The organism is Kitasatospora sp. NPDC096204, from assembly GCF_044763205.1.
Taxonomy (GTDB): domain Bacteria; phylum Actinomycetota; class Actinomycetes; order Streptomycetales; family Streptomycetaceae; genus Kitasatospora.
Genome location: NZ_JBIWFT010000024.1, coordinates 114,354 through 135,171 on the forward strand (window position 1 = coordinate 114,354; position 20,818 = coordinate 135,171).

The window sequence follows — 20,818 nt, forward strand, 5'->3', positions numbered from 1 at the left end:
GCGGCGTCCGGGACGCGCGGTCCTTACTTGACCGGCGCGGTCGGGATCGTGGTGGCGCCGGACTTGATCGCGTCGGAGGCGGCCTTCAGCTTGTCCTGGATGTCGTCGATCTTGCCGCCGGTGGTGGCGAGCGAGACACCCTCGGCCTTCAGGTCGAACAGCTTGACGCCGGTCGGGCTCTGGCCCTGCTTGACCGACTGGACGTACGAGAACACCGCGGTGTCGACGTTCTTGACCATCGAGGTCAGGATGCTGTTCTTGTACTTCGCCAGGGCCGGCTGATTGGCCTGGTCGGAGTCGACGCCGATGGCCATGGCGCCCTGCTTGTTGGCGACGGCCTCGATGGCGCCGTTGCCGGAGGAGCCGGCGGCGGTGTAGATGACGTCCGCGCCCTTGTCGAGCTGGCCCTGGGCGGCCTCCTTGCCCTTGTCGGGCGAGGCGAAGCCGGTGAAGTCCGGCGGGGTGGTCAGGTAGGTGGTCTCGACCGTGATGCTCGGGTCGACGGACTTCACACCCGCGGTGTAACCGGCCTCGAACTTCTTGATCAGCTCGGACTGCACACCGCCGATGAAGCCGACGTGCTTGGCCTTCGACTTGTTCGCGGCGGCGACGCCGGCCAGGTACGAACCCTCCTGCTCGGCGAAGAGCAGCGAGGTGACGTTGGCCGGCTGGTCCTTGTCGTTCGAGTCGATGATCGCGAACTTGACGCCCGGGTTGTCCTTGGCGACCTTGTTGACCGCCGGCTGGTACACGAAGCCGACCGCGATGATCGTCTTGTAACCCGCGTCGATCAGGTTCTTGAGGCGGGTCTCCTTGTCGGCCTCGGCCTCGCCCTGCTTGGCCTCGGCCTCGGTCACGGAGACGCCCAGCTCGGACTTGGCCTTGTCGAGGCCACGGGCGGCGGAGTCGTTGAACGACTGGTCGCCACGGCCGCCGATGTCGTAGGCCATGCCGACCTTGAGCGAACCGTCGCCCGAGCCGGAGGAGGAGGTGTCGGTGCTCTTTGCGCCGCAAGCGGCGAGCGAGGCCATGCCCAGGGAACCCGAGAGCACAACCGCGGCGAGCTTCATTGAACGGCGCAAGGGGATATCTCCTTCTACACGCAACCGTTTGGCGTGGTCGGACGCCACCGTAACGCGCGTAGAACACGGTTGTGTTACGGGGTGCCAGAGCATTCGGGTTGTTATCAAACCGTGGTCTGATGTTCTTCCTGAGGCTCTATCCCATGCGCGGACGGTGATCCGGGGGGTCGGTTCGCCCAGTTTACGGAACCTTTCCGGCACCCCCGGATCCGGCCGTTTCCGCCCCCCTCGCGGGCCGCGCCGACCCCGGATCCGCCGTCAGCTGCCGTCCGCCTCCAGGGCCAGCGCCGAGAACAGCTCCACGCCGATTCCGATCGCCCGTTCGTCCACGTCGAACCGGCCCTGGTGCAGGTCCCGGACGGTGGGGTCGCCGGGGGCGCGGACGCCGAGCCGGGCCAGCGCGCCCGGGGCGTGCTCCAGGTACCAGGAGAAGTCCTCACCGCCCAGGCTCTGCTCGGTGCCCTCCACCACCACGGCGCCGTCCCCGCCGAAGCGGTCGTTCATCGCCTCGTCCAGCAGGCCCACCGAGACCGCCTCGTTGACCACCGGCGGCACCCCGCGGTGGTAGTCCAGCGTCCACTTGGCCCGGTAGGTCTCGGCCAGCTTGGCGATCAGCTCGTGCAGCAGGTCCGGCGCCTCGCGCCAGCCGTCCAGCTCCAGGCAGCGGACGGTGCCCTCCAGCTCGGCGTGCTGCGGGATGACGTTGGGCGCGGAGCCGGAGGCGATCCGCCCCCAGACCAGGCTGACGCCCCAGCGCGGGTCCATCCGGCGGGCCAGCGCGCCCGGGAGGTCGGCGGCCGTCTTGGCGACCGCGGTGACCAGGTCGGTGGTCAGGTGCGGACGGGCGGTGTGCCCGCCGGGGCCGTCCAGGTGGAGCACCAGGCGGTCGCAGGCCGAGGTGATCGCCCCGACCCGCAGCGCGATCCGGCCGACCTCCACCTTCGGGTCGCAGTGCACCGCGAAGATCCGCCCGACGCCCGCCATCCCCCCGGCCTTGATCACGTCCAGCGCACCGCCCGGCATGACCTCCTCGGCGGGCTGGAACACCAGCCGGACGGGACGGCGCAGTTCGCCGCTGCGGACGGCCTCGGCCAGCACCAGGCCGGTACCGAGCACCACCGAGGTGTGCACGTCGTGGCCACAGGCGTGGGCCCGGCCAGGGACGGTGGAGCGGTACGGCACGTCGGTCTTGGCGTCGTCGATCGGCAGCGCGTCGATGTCGGCGCGGAAGGCCAGGAACCCCGTCCCCGGGGTGGTACCGGGCGGGACGATGTCGACGAGCAGACCGGTGCCGCCGGGCAGCACCCGGGGTTCGAGGCCGGCGGCCACCAGCCGGTCGCGCAGCAGCCCGGTGGTACGGAACTCCTGGCGGCCCAGCTCCGGGTGCCGGTGCAGATCACGGCGGAAGGCGATCAGCTCGGGCTCCAGCGCCCGGACCCGCTCGCGCAGATCGGCGGCGGGACGTGCGACGGCGAGAGTGACGCCCGACTGAGCGGGCTCAGGACGGTTCATCTCCCCAATCGTAGGCCTGTTGGGGGGATTTGGCCCGACTTCCGGAAAACTAGTCCCCGGATGGGCGCATACCGGCCGGACACGTGGGTATGACATCTTGTTTCAGCCGCCTTCCCCGGGTTGCGTGCCCTGTGCAACGACCACCCGCGCCGGCGGTCACGGCCACCACCCCCGGGGCGAAACCGGCAGGTTGACGGCCGTTCAGCCGGGCGTCAGAAACGCTCCACCGGGGCGTACGTCCCCCACACCCCGCGCAGCGCGTCGCACACCTCGCCGACGGTGGCCCGGGCGGCCAGCGCCTCCTTCATCGGGTACAGCACGTTCCCCGTCCCCCCGGCGGTGCGGCGCAGCCCGTCCAGCGCCCGGGTGACGGCGCCGGCGGAGCGCTCGGCCCGCAGCCGGGCCAGCCGCCGCGCCTGCCGCTCCTCGATCGCCGGGTCCACCCGCAGCGGCCGGTACGGCTCCTCCGTGTCCGACCGGAAGCGGTTGACGCCGACCACGGTCCGCTCCCCGGAGTCGGTCTCCCGCTGGAGCCGGTAGGCGGTGCGCTCGATCTCGCCCTTCTGGTAGCCGCGTTCGATCGCGGCCACCGCGCCGCCCTGCTCCTCGATCCGGTCCATCAGCGCCCGGACGGCGGTCTCCAGCTCGTCGGTGAGCGACTCGACGGCGTAGGAGCCGGCGAACGGGTCGACGGTGGCGGTCACGTCGGTCTCGTACGCGAGCACCTGCTGGGTACGCAGGGCGAGCCGGGCGGCCTTCTCGGTGGGCAGCGCGATCGCCTCGTCGAAGCCGTTGGTGTGCAGCGACTGGGTGCCGCCGAGCACCGCGGCGAGCGCCTGCACGGTGACCCTGGCCAGGTTGACCTCGGGCTGCTGGGCGGTGAGCTGCACCCCCGCGGTCTGGGTGTGGAAGCGCAGCATCTGCGAGCGCGGGTCCCGGGCGCCGAATCCGTCCCGCATGACTCTGGCCCAAATCCTGCGCGCGGCGCGGAACTTGGCCACTTCCTCCAGGAGGGTCGTGCGGGCCACGAAGAAGAACGAGAGCCGCGGGGCGAAGTCGTCCACGGCCATCCCGGCGGCGAGCGCGGTGCGGACGTAGGCGATGCCGTTGGCCAGGGTGAAGGCGACCTCCTGCGCGGGATCGGCCCCGGCCTCGGCCATGTGGTAGCCGGAGATGGAGATGGTGTTCCAGCGCGGGATCTCGGCCCGGCAGTACCGGAACACGTCGGCGACCAGCCGCAGCGAGGGCTGCGGCGGGAAGATGTAGGTGCCGCGGGCGATGTACTCCTTCAGCACGTCGTTCTGGACCGTGCCGGTGAGCGCCGCGGGCTTCACTCCCTGGGCCTCGCCGACCAGTTGGTAGAGGAGCAGGAGCAGCGCGGCGGGCGCGTTGATGGTCATCGAGGTGGACACCCCGCCGAGCGGGATGCCGTCGAACAGCTCCGCCATGTCCTCGACGCCGTCCACGGCGACGCCCACCCTGCCCACCTCCCCGGCGGAGAGCGGGGCGTCCGAGTCGTAGCCCATCTGGGTGGGCAGGTCGAAGGCCACCGAGAGGCCGGTGCTTCCGCCCGCGATCAGCTGCCGGTAGCGGGCGTTGGACTCGGCGGCGGTGCCGAAGCCCGCGTACTGGCGCATCGTCCAGGGGCGGCCGGTGTACATCGTCGGGTAGACGCCCCGGGTGTAGGGGTACTCCCCCGGCCGGCCCAGCCGGGCGCCGGCGTCCCAGCCGGCCAGGGACTCGGGGCCGTACAGCGGCTCGATCTCGAAGCCCGACTCGGCGCGGCGCGGCTCGGCTGCCATGGGGTCCTCCGGAGGTGGGGATCGGGTCCTCGCACTATCGGGGTCCCCGCGGCGCGGAGGGCGACCGGCCCGCCGGGGCGGCGGCGCGGTTGAGATGATCGGGTGAACGACCGACGAGCCCCAGGGAGTGGCAATGACCGAGCAGAAGGTGGCCGTGGTCACCGGTGCCAGCAGCGGAATCGGCGCGGCGACCGCCCGCCGGCTGGCCGCCGAGGGCTTCGACGTGGTGCTGACCGCCCGCCGCACCGACCGCGTCGAGGCGCTGGCCGAGGAGATCGCCGACCGGGGCGGGTCCGCCCGGGCGGTCACCCTGGACGTCACCGACCGGGCCGCGGTGGACGCCTTCGCGGCCGCGGTCGGCCGGGTGGACGTCCTGGTGAACAACGCCGGCGGCGCGATCGGCGCGGAGAGCGTCGAGCAGGGCGACCCGGCCGACTGGCGGGCCATGTACGAGGTGAACGTGCTCGGCGTGCTGCACGTGACGCAGGCCCTGCTGCCGGCCCTGCGGGCGACCGGCGACGGCACGGTGCTGGTGCTCTCCTCGACCGCCGCGCTGGCCGCGTACGAGGGCGGCGGCGGGTACGTCGCCGCCAAGCACGCCGCGCACACCATCGCGGCCACGCTGCGGCTGGAGCTGTGCGGGGAGCCGATCCGGGTGATCGAGATCGCACCCGGGATGGTGAAGTCCGAGGGCTTCGCGGTCACCCGCTTCCGCGGCGACGAGGAGAAGGCCGCCGCGGTGTACGCGGGCGTGGCCGCACCGCTCACCTCGGAGGACATCGCGGACACCGTGGCGTGGGCGGTCACCCGGCCGTCGCACGTGAACATCGACCTGCTGGTGGTCCGCCCCCGGGCGCAGGCCGCCAACCACAAGGTGCACCGCGGCTGAGCCGGACCGGGCGGGCGGCCCCGGGGGCGACCCCGGGGCCGGGGGTCAAGATCGAACACGTCACCCCCCGGTGGTACACACGTGCGATGAGAACCTTCCGGGCCGCCCGCCCACGGGTGCTGCTGACCGCCCTGGCGGCAGGCACCCTGCTCCTCACCTCCGCCTGCGACGACGCCGCCAAGCCGGCCCCGGAGCAGGCCGCCGGCACCACCGCGCCCGCCGCCGCGACCCCCGCGGCCGCCCCCACCCCGACGCCCAAGCCCACCGGCGAGGCCGACCCGGCGCTCAAGCCCTTCTACGGCCAGCAGGTCGTCTGGGCCGACTGCCCGGCCGACCCCCAGGCCCAGAAGGCCAAGGTCGACATATCCGGGATGCAGTGCGGCAAACTGCACGTCCCGCTCGACTACGCCAACCCCGCCGTCGACGCGCTCGACATCGCGCTGATCAAGTACCCGGCCGCCAAGCCGGAGCAGCGGATCGGCTCGCTGATGGTCAACCCCGGCGGCCCCGGCGAGTCCGGCGTCGGAATGGTCAAGTTCGGCGCCAAGCAGTTCGCCGGCACCCTGCACGACCGCTTCGACGTGATCGGCTTCGACCCCCGCGGCACCGGCGACAGCTCCCCGGTCGTCTGCTACGACGACAAGCAGCACGACGCCCTCAACCAGACGGACGCCCCGCTCGACCCGGCCACCCGCAGGGCCGAGCACGTCAAGCAGGCCACCGAGCACGCCGCCGCCTGCCAGGCCAAGGCCGGCAGGCTGCTGCCCTTCGTCGGCACCCGCAACACCGCCCGCGACCTGGACGTGCTGCGCGCCGCGGTCGGCGACAAGCAGCTCAACTACCTCGGCATCTCCTACGGGACGTACCTCGGCGCGCTCTACGCCGAGGAGTTCCCGAAGAACACCGGCCGGCTGATCCTGGACGGCGCCGTCGACCCCGGCCAGGACCGGCTCGACCACGGGGTCGACCAGCAGGTCGGCTTCGAGAAGTCCTTCGAGCGCTTCGCCGTCGACTGCGTGGAGAACCACGCCGACACCTGTCCGCTCGGCAAGGACGAGACCAAGGCCGCCAAGAAGGCCGCCGACTTCCTCGACGGGCTGTACGACCACCCGCTCACCACCAAGGACGGCCGCAGGCTCGGCCGCGACCAGGCCTGGACGGGCACCATCTCGCTGCTCTACGGCGACGAGAAGACCTCCTGGGAGTACCTGCGCAACTCCCTCGGCTGGGCGATGATGCGCGGCAAGGGCGACTACCTGCTGGCCTTCGCCGACGACTACAACGGCCGGGACGAGAACGGCCACTACAGCCCGCTGGACGAGGCCAACAGCGCGATCAGCTGCGCCGACTCCGCCCGCCCCGCGCCCACCCCCGAGCACGCCAAGGCCGCCGTGGACCGGCTGCTCGCCGAGGCACCGCTGATCTCCAAGGGCGTCACGGTGGACGACTACAGCGAGGCCGGCTGCGCCTACTGGCCGTTCAAGACCACGGAGACGCCGCACACCGTCCGGGCCGAGGGCAGCGCGCCGATCCTGGTGGTCGGCACCACCGGTGACCCGGCCACCCCGTACGCCTCCGCCGAGGCGCTGGCCAAGGGCTTCGCCAACGCCACCCTGCTCACCCGGGTCGGCGAGGGCCACGGCGCCTTCGGCCGGGGCAACTCCTGCGTCGACGAGGCCCTGGCGGCCTACCTGACCGCGGGCACGATGCCGGCCCCGGGCACCCGCTGCGGCTGAACCGGGGCAGGTGGGGGAGGGCGCGCTGACGCAAGAGCGTCAACGTCACAACTTGATAGCTCGTCCGGATGAATTCGGCGCGCGCCCTCCCCAACTGATGACCGCTCAACTACCTTTGAGGCGCTGACCGACCGGCGCCCGCGCGCCCCTCACCAGCCCCCATTCCGCCTGTTCACCACCCACTCCACCGGCACCTTCCCGCCCTCAGGAGGAGGACCCGCTGGCCAGCGAGATCCCGTCCCAGCGGCTCGACGTCAGAACCGAGCCGACGCTCCTCGGGTTGCACCGCTTCAACGAAGCCGACGCCGGCGCCGTCGAGGAGGCCCTGCTGGCCTGCTGCGGCAGCCACCGCTGGGCCCTGCGGCTCACCGCGCACCGGCCCTACCCCGACATAGAGTCCCTGCTGGCCGCCGCCAGCGAGGCCTCCTACGACCTCCGCCCGGCCGACCTCGCCGAGGCGCTGGCGGACGAGAGCTGGATGCCGCAGCCGCTGGTCGGCATGCGAGCCCCCGGCAGCCAGGCCGCGCACACCGCGCTGCGGGCGGCGCACGCCGCGTACGAGGCCAGGTTCGGCCACGTCTTCGTGGTCTGCCTGGAGGGGGTCGCCCCGGAGGAGATGCTCGACACCGTGCTCTCCTCCATCCGCACCCGCCTCGCCAACGACCCGGACGAGGAGCGGCTGATCTCGGCCGACGAACTCCGCCGGATCGCCCTCAGCCGGCTGGAGCACCTGGTCGCCACCCACACGGCGGCCGCGGCCCACTAGAACTCACCCGTCCGGGTGGGTTCGCCCGCGAATCCGCCCGGACGGGTGAGTCCGGCCCCGCCGCGCCCCGCACCCTCCGGTGCGGGGCGCGAGCATGCAGTCACCCATCGTGATGACACCGGGTTTGGTTCCCGCTCCGCTAGGCCAGAAGTGCCTGATTGATCACACCTGGGGCCCCCGGAGGCGGTTCACAACGAGGCGTCGATAGGATGCTGGCGGCCGGTGGACCATACCCGGCCGGGCTGACCGACACCGAAGCCGGCCGAGCCCCCAATCGCTTCCGGAGGGTTTTTCCGTGCCGGCTGGAACGCTGTACCGCGGCCGGGAAGGCATGTGGAGCTGGGTGGCTCATCGAGTCACCGGCGTCCTCATCTTCTTCTTCCTGTTCGCCCACGTCCTGGACACCGCCCTCGTGCGAGTGTCGCCGGAGTCCTACGACACCGTCATCCAGACGTACAAGACTCCGCTCGTGAACCTGATGGAGTACGGCCTGGTGGCCGCCATCCTGTTCCACGCCCTGAACGGCCTGCGGGTCGTCGCGGTGGACTTCTGGGCCAAGGGCCCGAAGTACCAGAAGCAGATGCTCTGGACCGTCGTCGGAGTCTGGGTCGTCCTGATGGCCGGTTCCTTCTACGGGATCCTCCAGCACACGCTGATCTCCTGGTTCGGGAAGTGAGCCGAGACATGTCCACGGAAATCTCCGACGCCATCGTCGTCCCCTCGAAGCAGGCGCACACCGGCAAGGGACTGGGCACCGGCAACCCCGCCGACGCGTTCGTCATCGAGCCTCCGCGCCAGCGGACCAAGAAGACCCCGCGCCGCACCCGCACCAACTTCGAGATGCTGGCCTGGCTCTTCATGCGCCTGTCCGGCATCGTCCTGGTCGTGCTGATCCTCGGCCACCTGCTGATCATGCTGGTGCTCGACGGCGGCGTCTCCAAGATCGGCTTCGCCTTCGTGGCCGGCCGCTGGGCCTCGCCGTTCTGGCAGGGCTGGGACCTCCTGATGCTCTGGCTCGCCATGCTGCACGGCGCGAACGGCATGCGTCAGGTCATCAACGACTACGCCGAGAAGGACTCGACCCGGCTCTGGCTGAAGGGCCTCATGGGTACCGCCACGGTCTTCACCGTGCTGCTCGGCACCCTGGTGATCTTCACCTTCGACCCGAACATCTAATCGGAAATCGACAGAGGCCAGAGGCGAGTTAACCCCCCATGCAGATTCACCAGTACGACACCGTCATCGTCGGCGCCGGCGGCGCCGGCATGCGCGCGGCCATCGAGTCGACGCAGCGCAGCCGCACCGCCGTCCTGACCAAGCTCTACCCGACCCGGTCCCACACCGGCGCGGCCCAGGGCGGCATGTGCGCCGCCCTGGCCAACGTCGAGGAGGACAACTGGGAGTGGCACACCTTCGACACGGTCAAGGGTGGTGACTACCTGGTCGACCAGGACGCCGCCGAGATCATGTGCAAGGAGGCCATCGACGCCGTCCTCGACCTGGAGAAGATGGGCCTGCCCTTCTCCCGCACCGAGCAGGGCCGGATCGACCAGCGCCGCTTCGGCGGTCACTCCCGCAACCACGGCGAGGCCCCGGTCCGCCGCTCGTGCTACGCGGCCGACCGCACCGGCCACATGATCCTCCAGACGCTGTTCCAGAACTGCGTCAAGCACGGCGTCGAGTTCTTCAACGAGTTCTACGTCCTCGACCTGCTGCTCAACGAGGGCAAGACGGCCGGCGTCGTCGCCTACGAGCTGGCCACCGGCGAGATCCACGTCTTCCAGGCCAAGTCGGTCGTGTTCGCCTCCGGCGGCACCGGCAAGTTCTTCAAGGTCTCCTCCAACGCCCACACCCTCACCGGTGACGGCCAGGCCCTGGTCTACCGCCGCGGCCTGCCGCTGGAGGACATGGAGTTCTTCCAGTTCCACCCGACGGGCATTTGGCGCATGGGCATCCTGCTCACCGAGGGCGCCCGCGGCGAGGGCGGCATCCTGCGCAACAAGGACGGCGAGCGCTTCATGGAGCGCTACGCCCCCGTCATGAAGGACCTCGCGTCCCGTGACGTCTGCTCCCGCGCGATCTACACCGAGATCCGCGAGGGCCGCGGCTGCGGTCCGGAGGGCGACCACGTCTACCTGGACCTGACCCACCTGCCGCCGGAGCAGCTGGACGCCAAGCTGCCGGACATCACCGAGTTCGCGCGCACCTACCTCGGCATCGAGCCCTACACGGACCCGATCCCGATCCAGCCCACCGCGCACTACGCCATGGGCGGCATCCCGACCAACGTCGAGGGTGAGGTCCTGCGCAACAACACGGACATCGTCCCGGGCCTGTACGCGGCCGGCGAGGTCGCCTGCGTGTCCGTGCACGGCGCCAACCGCCTGGGCACCAACTCGCTGCTGGACATCAACGTGTTCGGCCGTCGCGCGGGCATCGCCGCCGCCGACTACGCCAACGAGCACGGGTTCGTCGAGCTGCCCGAGAACCCGGCCGAGAAGGTCCAGGCCCTGGTCGACGGCCTGCGCGAGGGCACCGGCACCGAGTCCGTGGGGCAGATCCGCAAGGAGCTGCAGGAGACCATGGACGCCAACGCCATGGTGTACCGCACCGGCGCCACCCTGAAGCAGGCGGTCGAGGACATCGCCGCGCTGAAGGAGCGCTACAAGAACGTCTCCATCCAGGACAAGGGCTTCCGGTACAACACGGACCTGCTGGAGGCCGTCGAGCTGGGCAACCTGCTCGACCTGGCCGAGGTGCTGGCCGTCTCCGCGCTGGCCCGCGAGGAGTCCCGCGGCGGCCACTACCGCGAGGACTTCCCGACCCGTGACGACGTGAAGTTCATGCAGCACACCATGGCGTACCAGGAGGTCGCCGCCGACGGCAGCACCTCCATCCGCCTCGACTACAAGCCGGTCGTCACGACCCGCTACCAGCCGATGGAGCGTAAGTACTGATGAGCACTCCGACCGTGGAGAAGCACTCGGCCGCTCTGGACGCGGTCGAAGCCGGTGCCGTCCAGCCGATCACCGTCACCTTCCGGATCCGCCGGTTCAACCCGGAGGAGCACCCGGACCCGGTGTGGGTGGACTACCAGCTGACGATGGACCCGAAGGAGCGCGTCCTGGACGCGCTCAACAAGATCAAGTGGGAGCAGGACGGCACCCTCACCTACCGCCGTTCCTGCGCCCACGGCATCTGCGGCTCCGACGCCATGCGGATCAACGGCCGCAACCGGCTGGCGTGCAAGACCCTGATCAAGGACGTCAACCCGGAGAAGCCGATCACGATCGAGGCCATCAAGGGCCTGACGGTCCTCAAGGACCTGGTCGTGGACATGGACCCGTTCTTCCAGGCGTACAAGGACGTCATGCCGTTCCTCATCACCAAGGGGAACGAGCCGACCCGCGAGCGCCTGCAGTCCGCCGAGGACCGCGAGCGCTTCGACGACACCACCAAGTGCATCCTGTGCGCCGCGTGCACGTCGTCCTGCCCGGTGTTCTGGAACGACGGCCAGTACTTCGGCCCGGCCGCCATCGTCAACGCGCACCGCTTCATCTTCGACTCGCGCGACGAGGGTGCCGAGCAGCGCCTGGAGATCCTCAACGACCGTGAGGGCGTGTGGCGTTGCCGCACCACCTTCAACTGCTCCGAGGCCTGCCCGCGTGGCATCGAGGTCACCAAGGCGATCCAGGAAGTGAAGCGGGCGCTGGTCACCCGCCGCTTCTGATCCCGGCCTGACGACGCGAAGGCCCCCGCCCGATCCTCCGATCGGGCGGGGGCCTTCGCGCGTCTCAGCGCAGGGCGCCGAGGTCGGTCGGCGCGGACCAGCCGCTGAAGGTCACCAGGTGGCGGTCGGGGGTGACGGCCCACAGGTCCGGCTTGCCGTCCCCGCCACCGTCGCCCGAGCTTCCGAGCGTCGGGTAGGCGGCGGTGGTGAAGCCTGTGGCGACCACGTTCGCCGAGGGGTCGGCGAGGGCGGAGAAGTCGAGCAGGCCGTTGTCCTGCCTGACGACCGGGTAGGCGTGCAGGGCGCCGGTGGCGCGCTCGCGAGCCCACACGGTGAGGTTGCCGGCGGCGTCCTGACCGGGGGCGATCAGGTCGTAGCCGCTCCAGTCACCGCTGGTGGCGACGGGCTGGGCGACCTGGTAGCTGCGCAGGGCCTCGACGTACGCGTAGAGCTTGCCGTTCTCGACCGCGAGGAGCCCCGGCCAGGCGGGCGTGCTCCCCTTGTGCCGGCTGCCGACCGCGACGATCTGGTCGACGCCCGACCAGTCCTCGTCGTTGTAGCCCTCGGGGCAGGGGATGGTGTTCGCGGCGGCGTCGACACACCTGGACGGCTTGTACACCAGGGTCGGATACTCGCCGCTGAAGTCGCCCTTCTGCCAGTTGGCGTAGGAGTACAGGACCTGCGGGTTGCCCTTGGAACGCACCAGCAGGTCGTCGCCGGGGCCGTGGACGTTGGCCCAACCGCGGTGCAGCACCAGGTCGTCCTGCCAGCCGGCATGCAGCGGGGCGAGCTGGGCCGGGACGACCGAGGTCGGGGTGGTGTCCTCGGCGGCGGCGCTGATGATCTGCAGGTTGCCCTGCGCATCCGGGAGCAGGATGTCCGGCACGGCATCGCCGTCGACGTCGCCGGGAACGGCCGGCTTGGGGCGCGAGTCCCAGGGGGCGTAGAAGGAGTAGCTGACGGGCTGGCTGACATTGCCCGCGTCGTCCATGGCCTGGACGGTCAGGATGTTGGCGCCCCAGTCCTTGGGCTTGAGGGTGAGCTGGGCGGTGCCGTCGGCGCCCGCCTTGACGGTGTGCCCGGAGGCGCAGTCCCAGCCGACGCCGAGCGTGCCGTTCAGCACGTACTGGTAGCAGGCCACACCGGAGGCCTGGCCGCCGGCCGGGGCGGCGTCGAGGCCCCGGATGGTGAAGACCCCGTTCTCACCGGCGTACTTTCCGGGAGTGGTGCCGGAACCGCTCTCCGGGAAGTCGGTGGAGGAGACCGACAGGCCCGGGTGCGTCAGGTCGACCCGGAAGTGGCAGGTCGGAGCGGGCTTGCCGCTGCCCGGGTCGTACGCGGGCCAGGTCTGCCACGAGTAGGAGTGGCCGTCCGCCAGACCGCTGGTGGCCAGCCGGGCGGTGCCGCCGGTGACGTCCACGGACGTGTCGACGATCTTGTCGTGCTCCGGGGTCGAGTCGTCCCAGACCTTGAATCGCACCTGCGGCGAGGCCGCCGACACGGTCAGCACCGGGTTCGCGACCTCCAGCCAGCCGGGGGCGGTGGTGTCGTCGCAGGCGTCGGTGCGGACACCGGTGGCGGCGGAGCCCGGTGCGGGCAGCGCCTTCGGGTCGGTGACCGCGTTCCCCGGTACGGCGGCGGCACCGGGCGCCGCGAGCAGACCGACGGCGAGCGCCGCTGCGGTGGCCCCGCCGATTCGACGGGCATGCCGAAGTGTCATGAAGATTCCCCACCCTTGTGTCCAACGGATCAGCTTCCTGTGGAAGCGGTGAGGATCCTGCCAGTGGGGACGGACAGCGGCAATGGATTTCAGTCGGTGGCCGGGGTGCGGCGCGCGGCGCGCAGGCCGCGCACGCCGATGCCGCCGACGGCGATGCCGAGGACGAAGGAGGTGACGGCGAGGAGGAGGTGGATCCAGAAGAACGCCGTGGGCTGGGAGTGGTCGCCGTCGGTGAAGGCCTGGCCGCCGGAGTCCTTCCAGAGGTTCTTCACGAAGGTCGTCCAGATGATGATCGACCAGACCCCGAAGGCGGTCAGGAACCAGGAGGTGCGGCGGCTGAGCTTCATGGGGGTCCTCGGCGTGTGAAGGCGGTGTGCATCCCCAGTATGCGCGGGCCGCCGATCGGCGTAGGACGGCCCCCGGTGGGCGGGCGCCGAAGGCCTGGAGTGGGTACGGTCGGCTGGTGTCCACACCCCGACTGACGTTCGTGCGCCTGTGCGCCGCGGCCACCGCGGCCTTACCGGTACTGCTCGCCGCCCCGGCGGGCGCGGCTCCGCAGCAGCCGCCCCCGTCGGCCGCGATCGGCGGCGAGCGGCTGGGGCTCCCCGGGGTGCAGGTCGCCCCGATGGCGGGCGCCCCCTCGCTGCCCGGCGATCTCACCGGGGAGTCCTGGATCGTCTCCGACCTGGCCTCAGGGGACGTGCTGGCGGCCAGCAACCCGCATCGGCGGCTGCCCCCGGCGAGCACCCTGAAGATCCTCTTCGCGGACACCGTGCTGCCCAAGTTCGACCGCAACGCGGTGCACCGGGTGGCCGACGAGGAGATCCAGGGGATCGGCCCCGGCAGCAGCCTGGTCGGCATCAAGGAAGACCTGGACTACCGGGTCGAGGACCTGTGGCGCGGGGTGTTCCTGAGCTCCGGCAACGACGCGGTGCACGTCCTGGCGCACATGAACGGCGGCATCCGGCAGACCGTCGCCGAGATGCAGGACCGCGCCGACGCGCTCCAGGCATGGGACACCAGGGTGGTCTCCCCGGACGGCTACGACATGGAGGGCCAGGTCTCCTCGGCCTACGACCTGTCGCTGTTCGCCCGGGCCGGCCTGCGCAACGCGGACTTCCGGATGTACTGCGCCACCCGGGAGGCGATGTTCCCGGGCGCCCTCGACCGCACCACCGGACGGCGCGGCAGCTTCGGGATCGCCAACACCGACCGGCTGCTGGGCAAGTACCCGGGCCTGATCGGCGTGAAGAACGGCACCACCACCAACGCCGGCTCGACCTTCGTCGGCGCCGCCGAGCGGGGCGGCCGCACCCTGCTGGTGACGGTGATGCACCCGGAGAGCTACCAGAAGGTCTACGACGAGACGGCGGCCCTGCTGGACTGGGGCTTCGCCGCGGCCGGCAAGGTCCGGCCGGTCGGCAGGCTGGTCGACGAGGTCCCGCCCGCCGGCGCCGCGCCGACCGGCCAGGCCGGTGGCGCCGAGGCGACGCCCGCGCCGCCGCCCGCCACCGCGGCAACCGGCCCGGTGGCCGCGGCGCCCGCGGCGACGGGCGGGGGCGACGGGCTCGCCCTCGGCGGCTGGTCGGCCGTGGTGCTGGCCGGGGTCGCGCTCGGGTACGGCGCGGTGGTGCTGTGGCGGCGGCACTCCGCCGACTGATCCGCGCAGCCGCGGGAGGGTCCGGTCTCAGTCCTGGGGCCGGACCTCTCCGTTCGCCTTCCCGTTCCCCTTCTTCCGCCGCTCGGCCCGGGCGGCCTGCTCCGCCGCGTCCGCCTCCGCCGCCCGCTGTGCCTCGTCGGCCGCCTCCAGCAGCGCCCGCCCGTGCGCCCTGGTCCGCTCCCGGGCCGCCACCGGGTCGGCCGTCGCCGTCCAGGCCACGCAGTACATCAGCAGCCGGGAGACGAAGTTGATCCACAGCAGCAGCGCCACCGGCGTGGCGAACGCCCCGTACACGCTCCGTCCGGCGACCGAGCCCAGGTAGGAGGCGAGCAGGAGCTTCAGCAGCTCGAAGCCGACCGAGCCGATCAGCGCGCCCTGCACCAGGTCCCGGCGGCGCTGGTCGGTGATCCCGGGGAAGGGCGCCAGCAGGTAGGCGAAGAGCAGCATGTCGCACGCTATGGCGATCAGCACGCCGACCGCGGTCAGCAGGTACCCGCTGTTGAGGCCGATCGCGTCGGCGATCCGGCCGGCCAGCGTGGTCCCGGCGGCGGAGGCGGCCAGCGAGAACAGCGACACCAGGCCGAGGCCGGCCAGCACCGCCACGTCCCAGGCCTTGCGCAGCACCGGGTTGCCGTCCTCGTGGGGCAGCTGCCACAGGTCCCGGATCGAGGTGCGCATGGTGTCCACCCAGCCGAGGCCGGAGACCAGCAACAGCGCCCCGCCGACCAGGCCGACGGTGCCCGCGTTGGACACCAGGGCGGGCAGGTCGACCGCGTCCGAGATCCCCGGCAGCTGGTCGGAGACGTGCTCCTGCAGCTCGTGCACCCGGCTGTCGCTCAGCGCCGCGGCGGCGATCGCCAGACCCACCGTGAGCAGCGGGAAGAGGGCGAGGAAGCCGAAGAAGGTGACGGCGCCGGCCAGCCGGTTGCCCCGGGCGGCGGTGAGGTACTCGTACACCAGGTACGGGCGGCTGCGCAGCACCCGGGCCACGAGCGGGCCGACGACCGGCAGGCGGGTCAGGAAGTCCACCCACCGGTTATACCGGCATGTCCCCCGAACGGGCGTCAGATCGGGTCTATCGCTTGACGAGTCGGCGGGCCTTGGCGAGGGCGCGGACGGCCTGGTAGGCGCCGTAGCGGCCGTGGCTGAGCAGCTCGGTGCGCACGCCGTCCACGCCGGGCGGCGGGCGGTAGCCGGCCGGCCGCAGCCGGGCGCAGTGCTCGGCGGCGCGGCGGAAGTACTCGCGGCGGTCGCCGGACGGGACCCGGCCGGGCTTGGAGACCACGGTGTTGAGGTGGTGCAGCATCCGGCCGTAGACGACCGGGCGCCAGCGCTCCAGGTCGGGGCGGCGGTCGAGGAAGGCGAAGACCAGGTCGTACTGGTCGAACACGTCGAAGTGCTTGCGGCTGGCGGTGGCCAGGATGTTGCCGCCCTCCTGGCGCTGGCGGTAGTGCACGCCGACCCGGTCGAGCAGGGTGATCCGGGCGGCGGCGAGCAGCGCCGGGTACGTCCAGGGGGTGTCCTCGTAGTAGCCGGCCGGGAAGACCAGCCGCTGCTCGGTGACGAAGCCCCGGCGGTAGGCCTTATTCCAGACGACCTGGAGCAGGTCGAGCAGGTCGGGGCGGGCGTCGAGGTCGAAGACGTCCGGGGAGGCGGCGCCGAAGACGTGGGCGGAGGCGGCCCGGGTGATCCGGCCGTCGGCGTAGGTGCGGGCGTAGTCGTAGACCAGGACGTCCGGGTCACCCGTGGCGGTGAGCCGCTCGTCGACGTGCTTCAGCAGTCCGGGGGTCAGGGTGTCGTCACTGTCGAGGAAGATCACGTAGTCCCCGGTGGCGACCTCCAGGCCGGCGTTGCGGGCCCGGCCGAGGCCGACGTTCTCCGGCAGGTGCAGCACCCGGATCCGGGAGTCGGCGGCGGCCGCCTCGTCCAGCATGGCGCCGCAGCGGTCCGGGGAGCGGTCGTCCACCGCGATCAGCTCGAAGTCCGGGCCGTCCTGGGAGAGCACCGAATCGAGGCATTCGCCGAGGTAGTCCTGGACCTGGTACACGGGGACGATCACGCTGAAACGGGCCACGGGCCCAGCGTAGTGGCCCCCCGGTGGGCGAGGTCCCCGGAGGTAGGATCGGGGGCGCACGTACGCACCGATCCAAGTGCGGCCAGGCCCCGTACGGGCTGCCACGCTCCTCCAGAGAAAGGCCTGCGTAGCCGATGGCTCCCCGCCTCTCCATCGTCGTCCCGATCTACAACGTCGAGCGCTACCTCGTGGAATGCCTCGACTCGATCGCCGCCCAGACCTTCACGGACTTCGAGTGCGTCATGGTCGACGACGGTTCGAAGGACGGCAGCGCGGCGCTCGCCGAGGCGTACGCGGCCAAGGACTCCCGGTTCCGGCTGGTCCGGCAGGTGAACAAGGGCCTCGGCGCGGCCCGCAACACCGGCATCCGGCACATCGACCCGGACTCCGAGTTCCTGTGCTTCGTGGACAGCGACGACTCGATGCCGCCGAGCGCGTACGAGCTGATGATCAACACGCTGGACGAGACCGGCTCGGACTTCTGCACCGGCAACGTGCTGCGCTTCCGCGCCGTGGGCTACTACCAGTCCACCGGCCACCTGAAGCCGTTCAAGGAGACCAGGCTCAAGACCCACATCACCGAGATCCCGGCGCTGGTCACCGACCGCACCGCGTGGAACAAGGTGTACCGCCGCTCGTTCTTCGACGGCGCGGGCCTGCTCTACCCCGAGGGCATCCTGTACGAGGACGCCCCGGTCAGCGTGCCGCACCACTACCTGGCGAAGAGCGTGGACGTGCTCTCCGAGCCGATCTACCACTGGCGCGAGCGCGAGGTCGGCGAGATGTCGATCACGCAGATGCGCACCAACCCGAAGGGCCTGATCGACCGGGTCGCCTCGGTCGAACTGGTCCGCGCCTGGCTGCTGAAGCAGACCGAGCCGCGCTTCGCCGAGTACCTGCGCTCCTACGACGAGAACACCCTCGTCGAGGAGATCCCGATGTTCTTCTGGTCCCTCGTGGAGGGCGACAAGGAGTACCGGGACGCCTACCTCCAGCACGTCGGCCGGCTGCTCCGGGCGATCGGCGCCGAGCAGGTCGCCAAGCTGCGCGCGCCGGTGCGGCTGAAGTACCACCTGACCCTGTCGGGCCGGATGGACGAGCTGGTCGAGCAGATCACCTACGAGCGCGAGAGCGGCGGCGGCGTCCAGGCCCGCGGTCTGCTGCGCCCGTACGCCGACTACCCGTTCCTGCGCGGCGGGCGCAAGAGCGTGCCGGCCGGGGTGCTCAAGCTGGACAACTCGCTGGTCATTCGCAGCCGGCTGTACGACAGCTCCTGGACGGACGGCAAGCTCCGGCTGACCGGGCACGCGTACCCGGAGCAGCTGGGCGCGGCCGGCAAGCACGACATGGTCCGCACCCTGGTGCTGCGCGAGGCCAAGGGCCGCCGGGTCATCGCGGTGCCGATGAAGACCACGTACGCCCCCCAGGCCACCGCGAGCTGCCGGCACGACCTGTACAGCTGCGACTGGTCCGGCTTCACCGTGTCCGTCGACCCGAGGAAGCTCCGGCACCGCGGCCAGTGGAAGGACGGCAACTGGCGCGTCCTGGTGGCCGGCGCGGGCAAGGGCGGGGTCTACAAGGGCCGCATCTCGGCGGGCGAGAACGACAGCGCGCTGTTCCTGCCGTGGCACTGGGTCGAGCCGGACGTGCGGATCGTGCCGTGGGTCCGGGACAACTTCGTCTACCTCCGGGTGGAGACGGTCAAGGCCCGGGTGACCGGCCTGGCCGCGCAGGGCGACCGGGTGGAGGTCTCGGGCGCGGCCCGCTCCGGCCCGAGCTTCGCCGGGGCGCGGCTGCGGCTCACCCACGCCGAGTCGGACCGCCAGGTGACCTTCCCGCTGGAACTGGGCGCTCCGGTCGGCTCGCTCCAGCCGTTCACCGCGGTCTTCCCGGTCGCCGAGCTGACCGCCGTCCGCGAGTCCTGGGCCGAGCTGGACCCGGTGGCCGCCGAGCGCAGCCGCGACCACTGGACCGGCGCGCTGCTGCTGGCCGACGGCAGCGCCGTCCCGCTGGCCTGGGACGACCGCAACGCCCCCGAGCGGCTGCACCTGGCGCTGAACCCGCAGGCCCCGGTCGCCGAGCGCCGGGCCCTCTACTCCAAGCCCTCCCCCGAGGGGCACCTCCAGTTCGCCGACCAGGTGCTCCAGCCGCTGGTGGACGAGGTCTCCTCGCGCGGCGCCGACGGCTTCCTGCTGAGCGGCTCGTTCCCGCTGCCCGGCGCTCACCGCTGGGAGCTGGTGGTCCGCCACAAGTGGCGCGAGGAGGAGCACGCCTACCCGGTGGAGATCTCGGACGGCCGGTTCCGCACCGCGCTGCCCGCCGTGCCGACGGCCTCCTTCGCCGGCCGGGTGCCGCTCTCCCGGGGCATCTGGCACGTCGTGTTCCGTCCGGTCGGGGTGCCGGTGCCCGAACTGCCGGACGCCGCCGCACTGGTCACCCCGGACTGCTTCGACGCCCTGCCGGTCGTGGTGGAGTCCCGCGGCAAGCGGATACTGCTGGAGCGCCGCCGCCACGACGGCCTGTCACTGCTGTCGGACTCGGTGCTGCTGCCCGAGGAGCGGGCCCGCTACCGCCAGCGCCAGCTGCAGAGCGTGGACTACCCGGCCGCCCGCCGGCTGCCGCTGCGCGACGCGGTGGTCTACCACACCGGCAAGTACGGCGCGTACGGCGACTCGCCCCGGGCGGTCCACGAGGAGCTGGTCCGCCGCGGCCTGCCGCTGGAGCACCTGTGGGCCACCGACGACATGCAGGCCGAGCTGCCGCGGACCGCGACCGCGCTGCGGTACCGCGGCCCGGAGTGGTACGAGGCGCTGGCCACCGCCAAGTACATCGTGGCCGGCACCCACCTGCCCGACTTCTTCGTCCGCCGCCCCGACCAGGTGGTCGTCCAGACCTGGCACGGCAGCCCGCTGAAGCAGATCGGCTTCGACTTCGAGAAGGTCTGGTTCACCGACTCCAAGTACCTGAAGAGCCTGGCCCGGGAGGTCCCGAACTGGAGCCTGCTGGTGGCCGGCAACCGCTGGTCCGCCCCGGTGCTGCGGCGCGCCTTCGACTTCAAGGGCGAGATCCTGGAGAGCGGTTCGCCCCGGAACGACCTGCTGTTCGCGGCCGACCGGGAGAAGACCGCCGAGCAGGTCCGGGAGCGGCTCGGCCTGCCCGAGGGCAAGAAGGTCGTGCTCTACGCGCCGACCTGGCGCGAGGACCGGCGCCGGCCCGACGACGGCTACCAGATCGACCTGCGGATCGACCTGGCGGCGGCCAGGGCCGCGCTCGGCGACGACCAGGTGCTGCTGGTGCGACGGCACCACCTGATGTGCGGCCAGATCCCGGGCGCCGGGAACGGCTACATCTGGGACGTCGGCAGCTACCCCGACATGGCGGAGCTGCTGCTGATCGCCGACGTCCTGGTGACCGACTACTCGGCGAGCATCTTCGACTTCGCGTCGACCGGCAGGCCGATCGTGTTCTTCACCTACGACCTGGAGCACTACCGGGACAACCTGCGCGGCTTCAGCCTGGACTTCGAGGCCGAGGCGCCCGGCCCGATGCCGGCCACCTCCGAGGAGCTCGTCTCCGTGCTCGGCCGGTTGGACGAGGTCGCGGCGGAGTACGCCGACCGGGCCACCGCGTTCCGCGAGGCGTACTGCGACCTGGACGACGGCAAGGCCGCCGCCCGGGTGGTCGACGCGATGCTCCGCAAGGAGTAGTCCTCCGCGTGCGCTCCGGCGTTCGCCCGGCACCGGACGGTGCCGGGCGAACGCCCCCGGCGCGCTGGTGCCCTCCCCGGCCGGATGCTCCGACCCGGCGGGCGGGGAGGGTGGTTCACCCTCCGGCCCGCACTCCGGTC

The 20,818-nt window shown here is 71.6% G+C and carries 16 protein-coding genes; 9 read left to right on the plus strand and 7 right to left on the minus strand.

Annotated elements, in window-relative coordinates; all coding sequences use genetic code 11:
- Nucleotides 1–23: 23 nt before the first annotated feature.
- From ACIQ87_RS25215 to ACIQ87_RS25225, 3 genes are all read right to left on the minus strand, one after another.
- A complete protein-coding gene (locus ACIQ87_RS25215; RefSeq protein WP_402410311.1) occupies nucleotides 24–1,082 on the minus strand; it encodes a BMP family protein in 1,059 nt (352 codons plus the stop codon).
- Nucleotides 1,083–1,340: 258 nt separating this feature from the next.
- Nucleotides 1,341–2,594 (minus strand): amidohydrolase, encoded by a 1,254-nt coding sequence (locus tag ACIQ87_RS25220; RefSeq protein WP_402410312.1) that lies wholly within the window; start codon nucleotides 2,592–2,594, stop codon nucleotides 1,341–1,343.
- A gap of 212 nt (nucleotides 2,595–2,806) precedes the next feature.
- Nucleotides 2,807–4,396 (minus strand): methylmalonyl-CoA mutase, encoded by a 1,590-nt coding sequence (locus ACIQ87_RS25225; protein WP_402410313.1) that lies wholly within the window; start codon nucleotides 4,394–4,396, stop codon nucleotides 2,807–2,809.
- 133 nt (nucleotides 4,397–4,529) lie between these two features.
- On the opposite strand from ACIQ87_RS25225, the gene ACIQ87_RS25230 reads away from it, so the two are divergent.
- From ACIQ87_RS25230 to ACIQ87_RS25260, 7 genes are all read left to right on the plus strand, one after another.
- Nucleotides 4,530–5,285 (plus strand): SDR family oxidoreductase, encoded by a 756-nt coding sequence (locus tag ACIQ87_RS25230; RefSeq protein ID WP_402410315.1) that lies wholly within the window; start codon nucleotides 4,530–4,532, stop codon nucleotides 5,283–5,285.
- A gap of 86 nt (nucleotides 5,286–5,371) precedes the next feature.
- Nucleotides 5,372–7,021, plus strand: coding sequence for an alpha/beta hydrolase (locus ACIQ87_RS25235; protein WP_402410317.1), 1,650 nt, complete (start codon nucleotides 5,372–5,374; stop codon nucleotides 7,019–7,021).
- A gap of 280 nt (nucleotides 7,022–7,301) precedes the next feature.
- Complete coding sequence (locus ACIQ87_RS25240; protein WP_402410318.1) at nucleotides 7,302–7,787, plus strand: 2-oxo-4-hydroxy-4-carboxy-5-ureidoimidazoline decarboxylase; 486 nt, start codon at nucleotides 7,302–7,304, stop codon at nucleotides 7,785–7,787.
- A gap of 295 nt (nucleotides 7,788–8,082) precedes the next feature.
- Nucleotides 8,083–8,463, plus strand: a complete 381-nt coding sequence (sdhC, locus tag ACIQ87_RS25245; protein WP_316523755.1) for a succinate dehydrogenase, cytochrome b556 subunit — start codon at nucleotides 8,083–8,085, stop codon at nucleotides 8,461–8,463.
- A gap of 8 nt (nucleotides 8,464–8,471) precedes the next feature.
- On the plus strand, nucleotides 8,472–8,963 hold the full coding sequence (sdhD, locus tag ACIQ87_RS25250) for a succinate dehydrogenase, hydrophobic membrane anchor protein (protein WP_392867153.1): 492 nt from the start codon (nucleotides 8,472–8,474) through the stop codon (nucleotides 8,961–8,963).
- A gap of 38 nt (nucleotides 8,964–9,001) precedes the next feature.
- Entirely contained in the window at nucleotides 9,002–10,744 is a 1,743-nt protein-coding gene (sdhA, locus tag ACIQ87_RS25255) for a succinate dehydrogenase flavoprotein subunit (RefSeq protein WP_402410321.1), read from the plus strand.
- Nucleotides 10,744–11,517, plus strand: coding sequence for a succinate dehydrogenase iron-sulfur subunit (locus tag ACIQ87_RS25260; protein ID WP_224277932.1), 774 nt, complete (start codon nucleotides 10,744–10,746; stop codon nucleotides 11,515–11,517). The genes sdhA and ACIQ87_RS25260 overlap by 1 nt, the downstream gene beginning before the upstream one ends.
- Before the next feature lie 64 nt (nucleotides 11,518–11,581).
- On the opposite strand, the gene ACIQ87_RS25265 is transcribed toward ACIQ87_RS25260, so the two are convergent.
- Together ACIQ87_RS25265 and ACIQ87_RS25270 are read right to left on the minus strand one after the other, a co-directional pair.
- Complete coding sequence (locus tag ACIQ87_RS25265; protein WP_402410323.1) at nucleotides 11,582–13,237, minus strand: hypothetical protein; 1,656 nt, start codon at nucleotides 13,235–13,237, stop codon at nucleotides 11,582–11,584.
- A gap of 89 nt (nucleotides 13,238–13,326) precedes the next feature.
- Nucleotides 13,327–13,584, minus strand: a complete 258-nt coding sequence (locus tag ACIQ87_RS25270) for an SCO4848 family membrane protein (RefSeq protein ID WP_392867160.1) — start codon at nucleotides 13,582–13,584, stop codon at nucleotides 13,327–13,329.
- 116 nt (nucleotides 13,585–13,700) lie between these two features.
- On the opposite strand from ACIQ87_RS25270, the gene ACIQ87_RS25275 reads away from it, so the two are divergent.
- On the plus strand, nucleotides 13,701–14,897 hold the full coding sequence (locus tag ACIQ87_RS25275; protein WP_402410325.1) for a D-alanyl-D-alanine carboxypeptidase family protein: 1,197 nt from the start codon (nucleotides 13,701–13,703) through the stop codon (nucleotides 14,895–14,897).
- A 27-nt stretch (nucleotides 14,898–14,924) separates the two neighbouring features.
- On the opposite strand, the gene ACIQ87_RS25280 is transcribed toward ACIQ87_RS25275, so the two are convergent.
- On the minus strand, nucleotides 14,925–15,926 hold the full coding sequence (locus tag ACIQ87_RS25280; protein WP_402410327.1) for a YihY/virulence factor BrkB family protein: 1,002 nt from the start codon (nucleotides 15,924–15,926) through the stop codon (nucleotides 14,925–14,927).
- A gap of 46 nt (nucleotides 15,927–15,972) precedes the next feature.
- On the minus strand, nucleotides 15,973–16,971 hold the full coding sequence (locus tag ACIQ87_RS25285; protein WP_402410329.1) for a glycosyltransferase family 2 protein: 999 nt from the start codon (nucleotides 16,969–16,971) through the stop codon (nucleotides 15,973–15,975).
- A 134-nt stretch (nucleotides 16,972–17,105) separates the two neighbouring features.
- Here ACIQ87_RS25285 and ACIQ87_RS25290 point away from each other — a divergent pair, with 134 nt between their 5' ends.
- The gene (locus ACIQ87_RS25290) at nucleotides 17,106–20,678 is read left to right on the plus strand and encodes a CDP-glycerol glycerophosphotransferase family protein (protein ID WP_402410331.1); all 3,573 of its coding nucleotides are present in this window, start codon (nucleotides 17,106–17,108) and stop codon (nucleotides 20,676–20,678) included.
- Nucleotides 20,679–20,818 lie beyond the last annotated feature (140 nt).

Coding starts and splice junctions, on each gene's coding strand:
- sdhD (WP_392867153.1), top strand. CDS start 8,472: ATGTCCACGGAAATCTCCGACGCCATCGTCGTCCCCTCGAAGCAGGCG.
- ACIQ87_RS25220 (WP_402410312.1), bottom strand. CDS start 2,594: ATGAACCGTCCTGAGCCCGCTCAGTCGGGCGTCACTCTCGCCGTCGCA.
- ACIQ87_RS25265 (WP_402410323.1), bottom strand. CDS start 13,237: ATGACACTTCGGCATGCCCGTCGAATCGGCGGGGCCACCGCAGCGGCG.
- ACIQ87_RS25225 (WP_402410313.1), bottom strand. CDS start 4,396: ATGGCAGCCGAGCCGCGCCGCGCCGAGTCGGGCTTCGAGATCGAGCCG.
- ACIQ87_RS25235 (WP_402410317.1), top strand. CDS start 5,372: ATGAGAACCTTCCGGGCCGCCCGCCCACGGGTGCTGCTGACCGCCCTG.
- ACIQ87_RS25230 (WP_402410315.1), top strand. CDS start 4,530: ATGACCGAGCAGAAGGTGGCCGTGGTCACCGGTGCCAGCAGCGGAATC.
- ACIQ87_RS25270 (WP_392867160.1), bottom strand. CDS start 13,584: ATGAAGCTCAGCCGCCGCACCTCCTGGTTCCTGACCGCCTTCGGGGTC.
- ACIQ87_RS25290 (WP_402410331.1), top strand. CDS start 17,106: ATGGCTCCCCGCCTCTCCATCGTCGTCCCGATCTACAACGTCGAGCGC.
- sdhA (WP_402410321.1), top strand. CDS start 9,002: ATGCAGATTCACCAGTACGACACCGTCATCGTCGGCGCCGGCGGCGCC.
- ACIQ87_RS25260 (WP_224277932.1), top strand. CDS start 10,744: ATGAGCACTCCGACCGTGGAGAAGCACTCGGCCGCTCTGGACGCGGTC.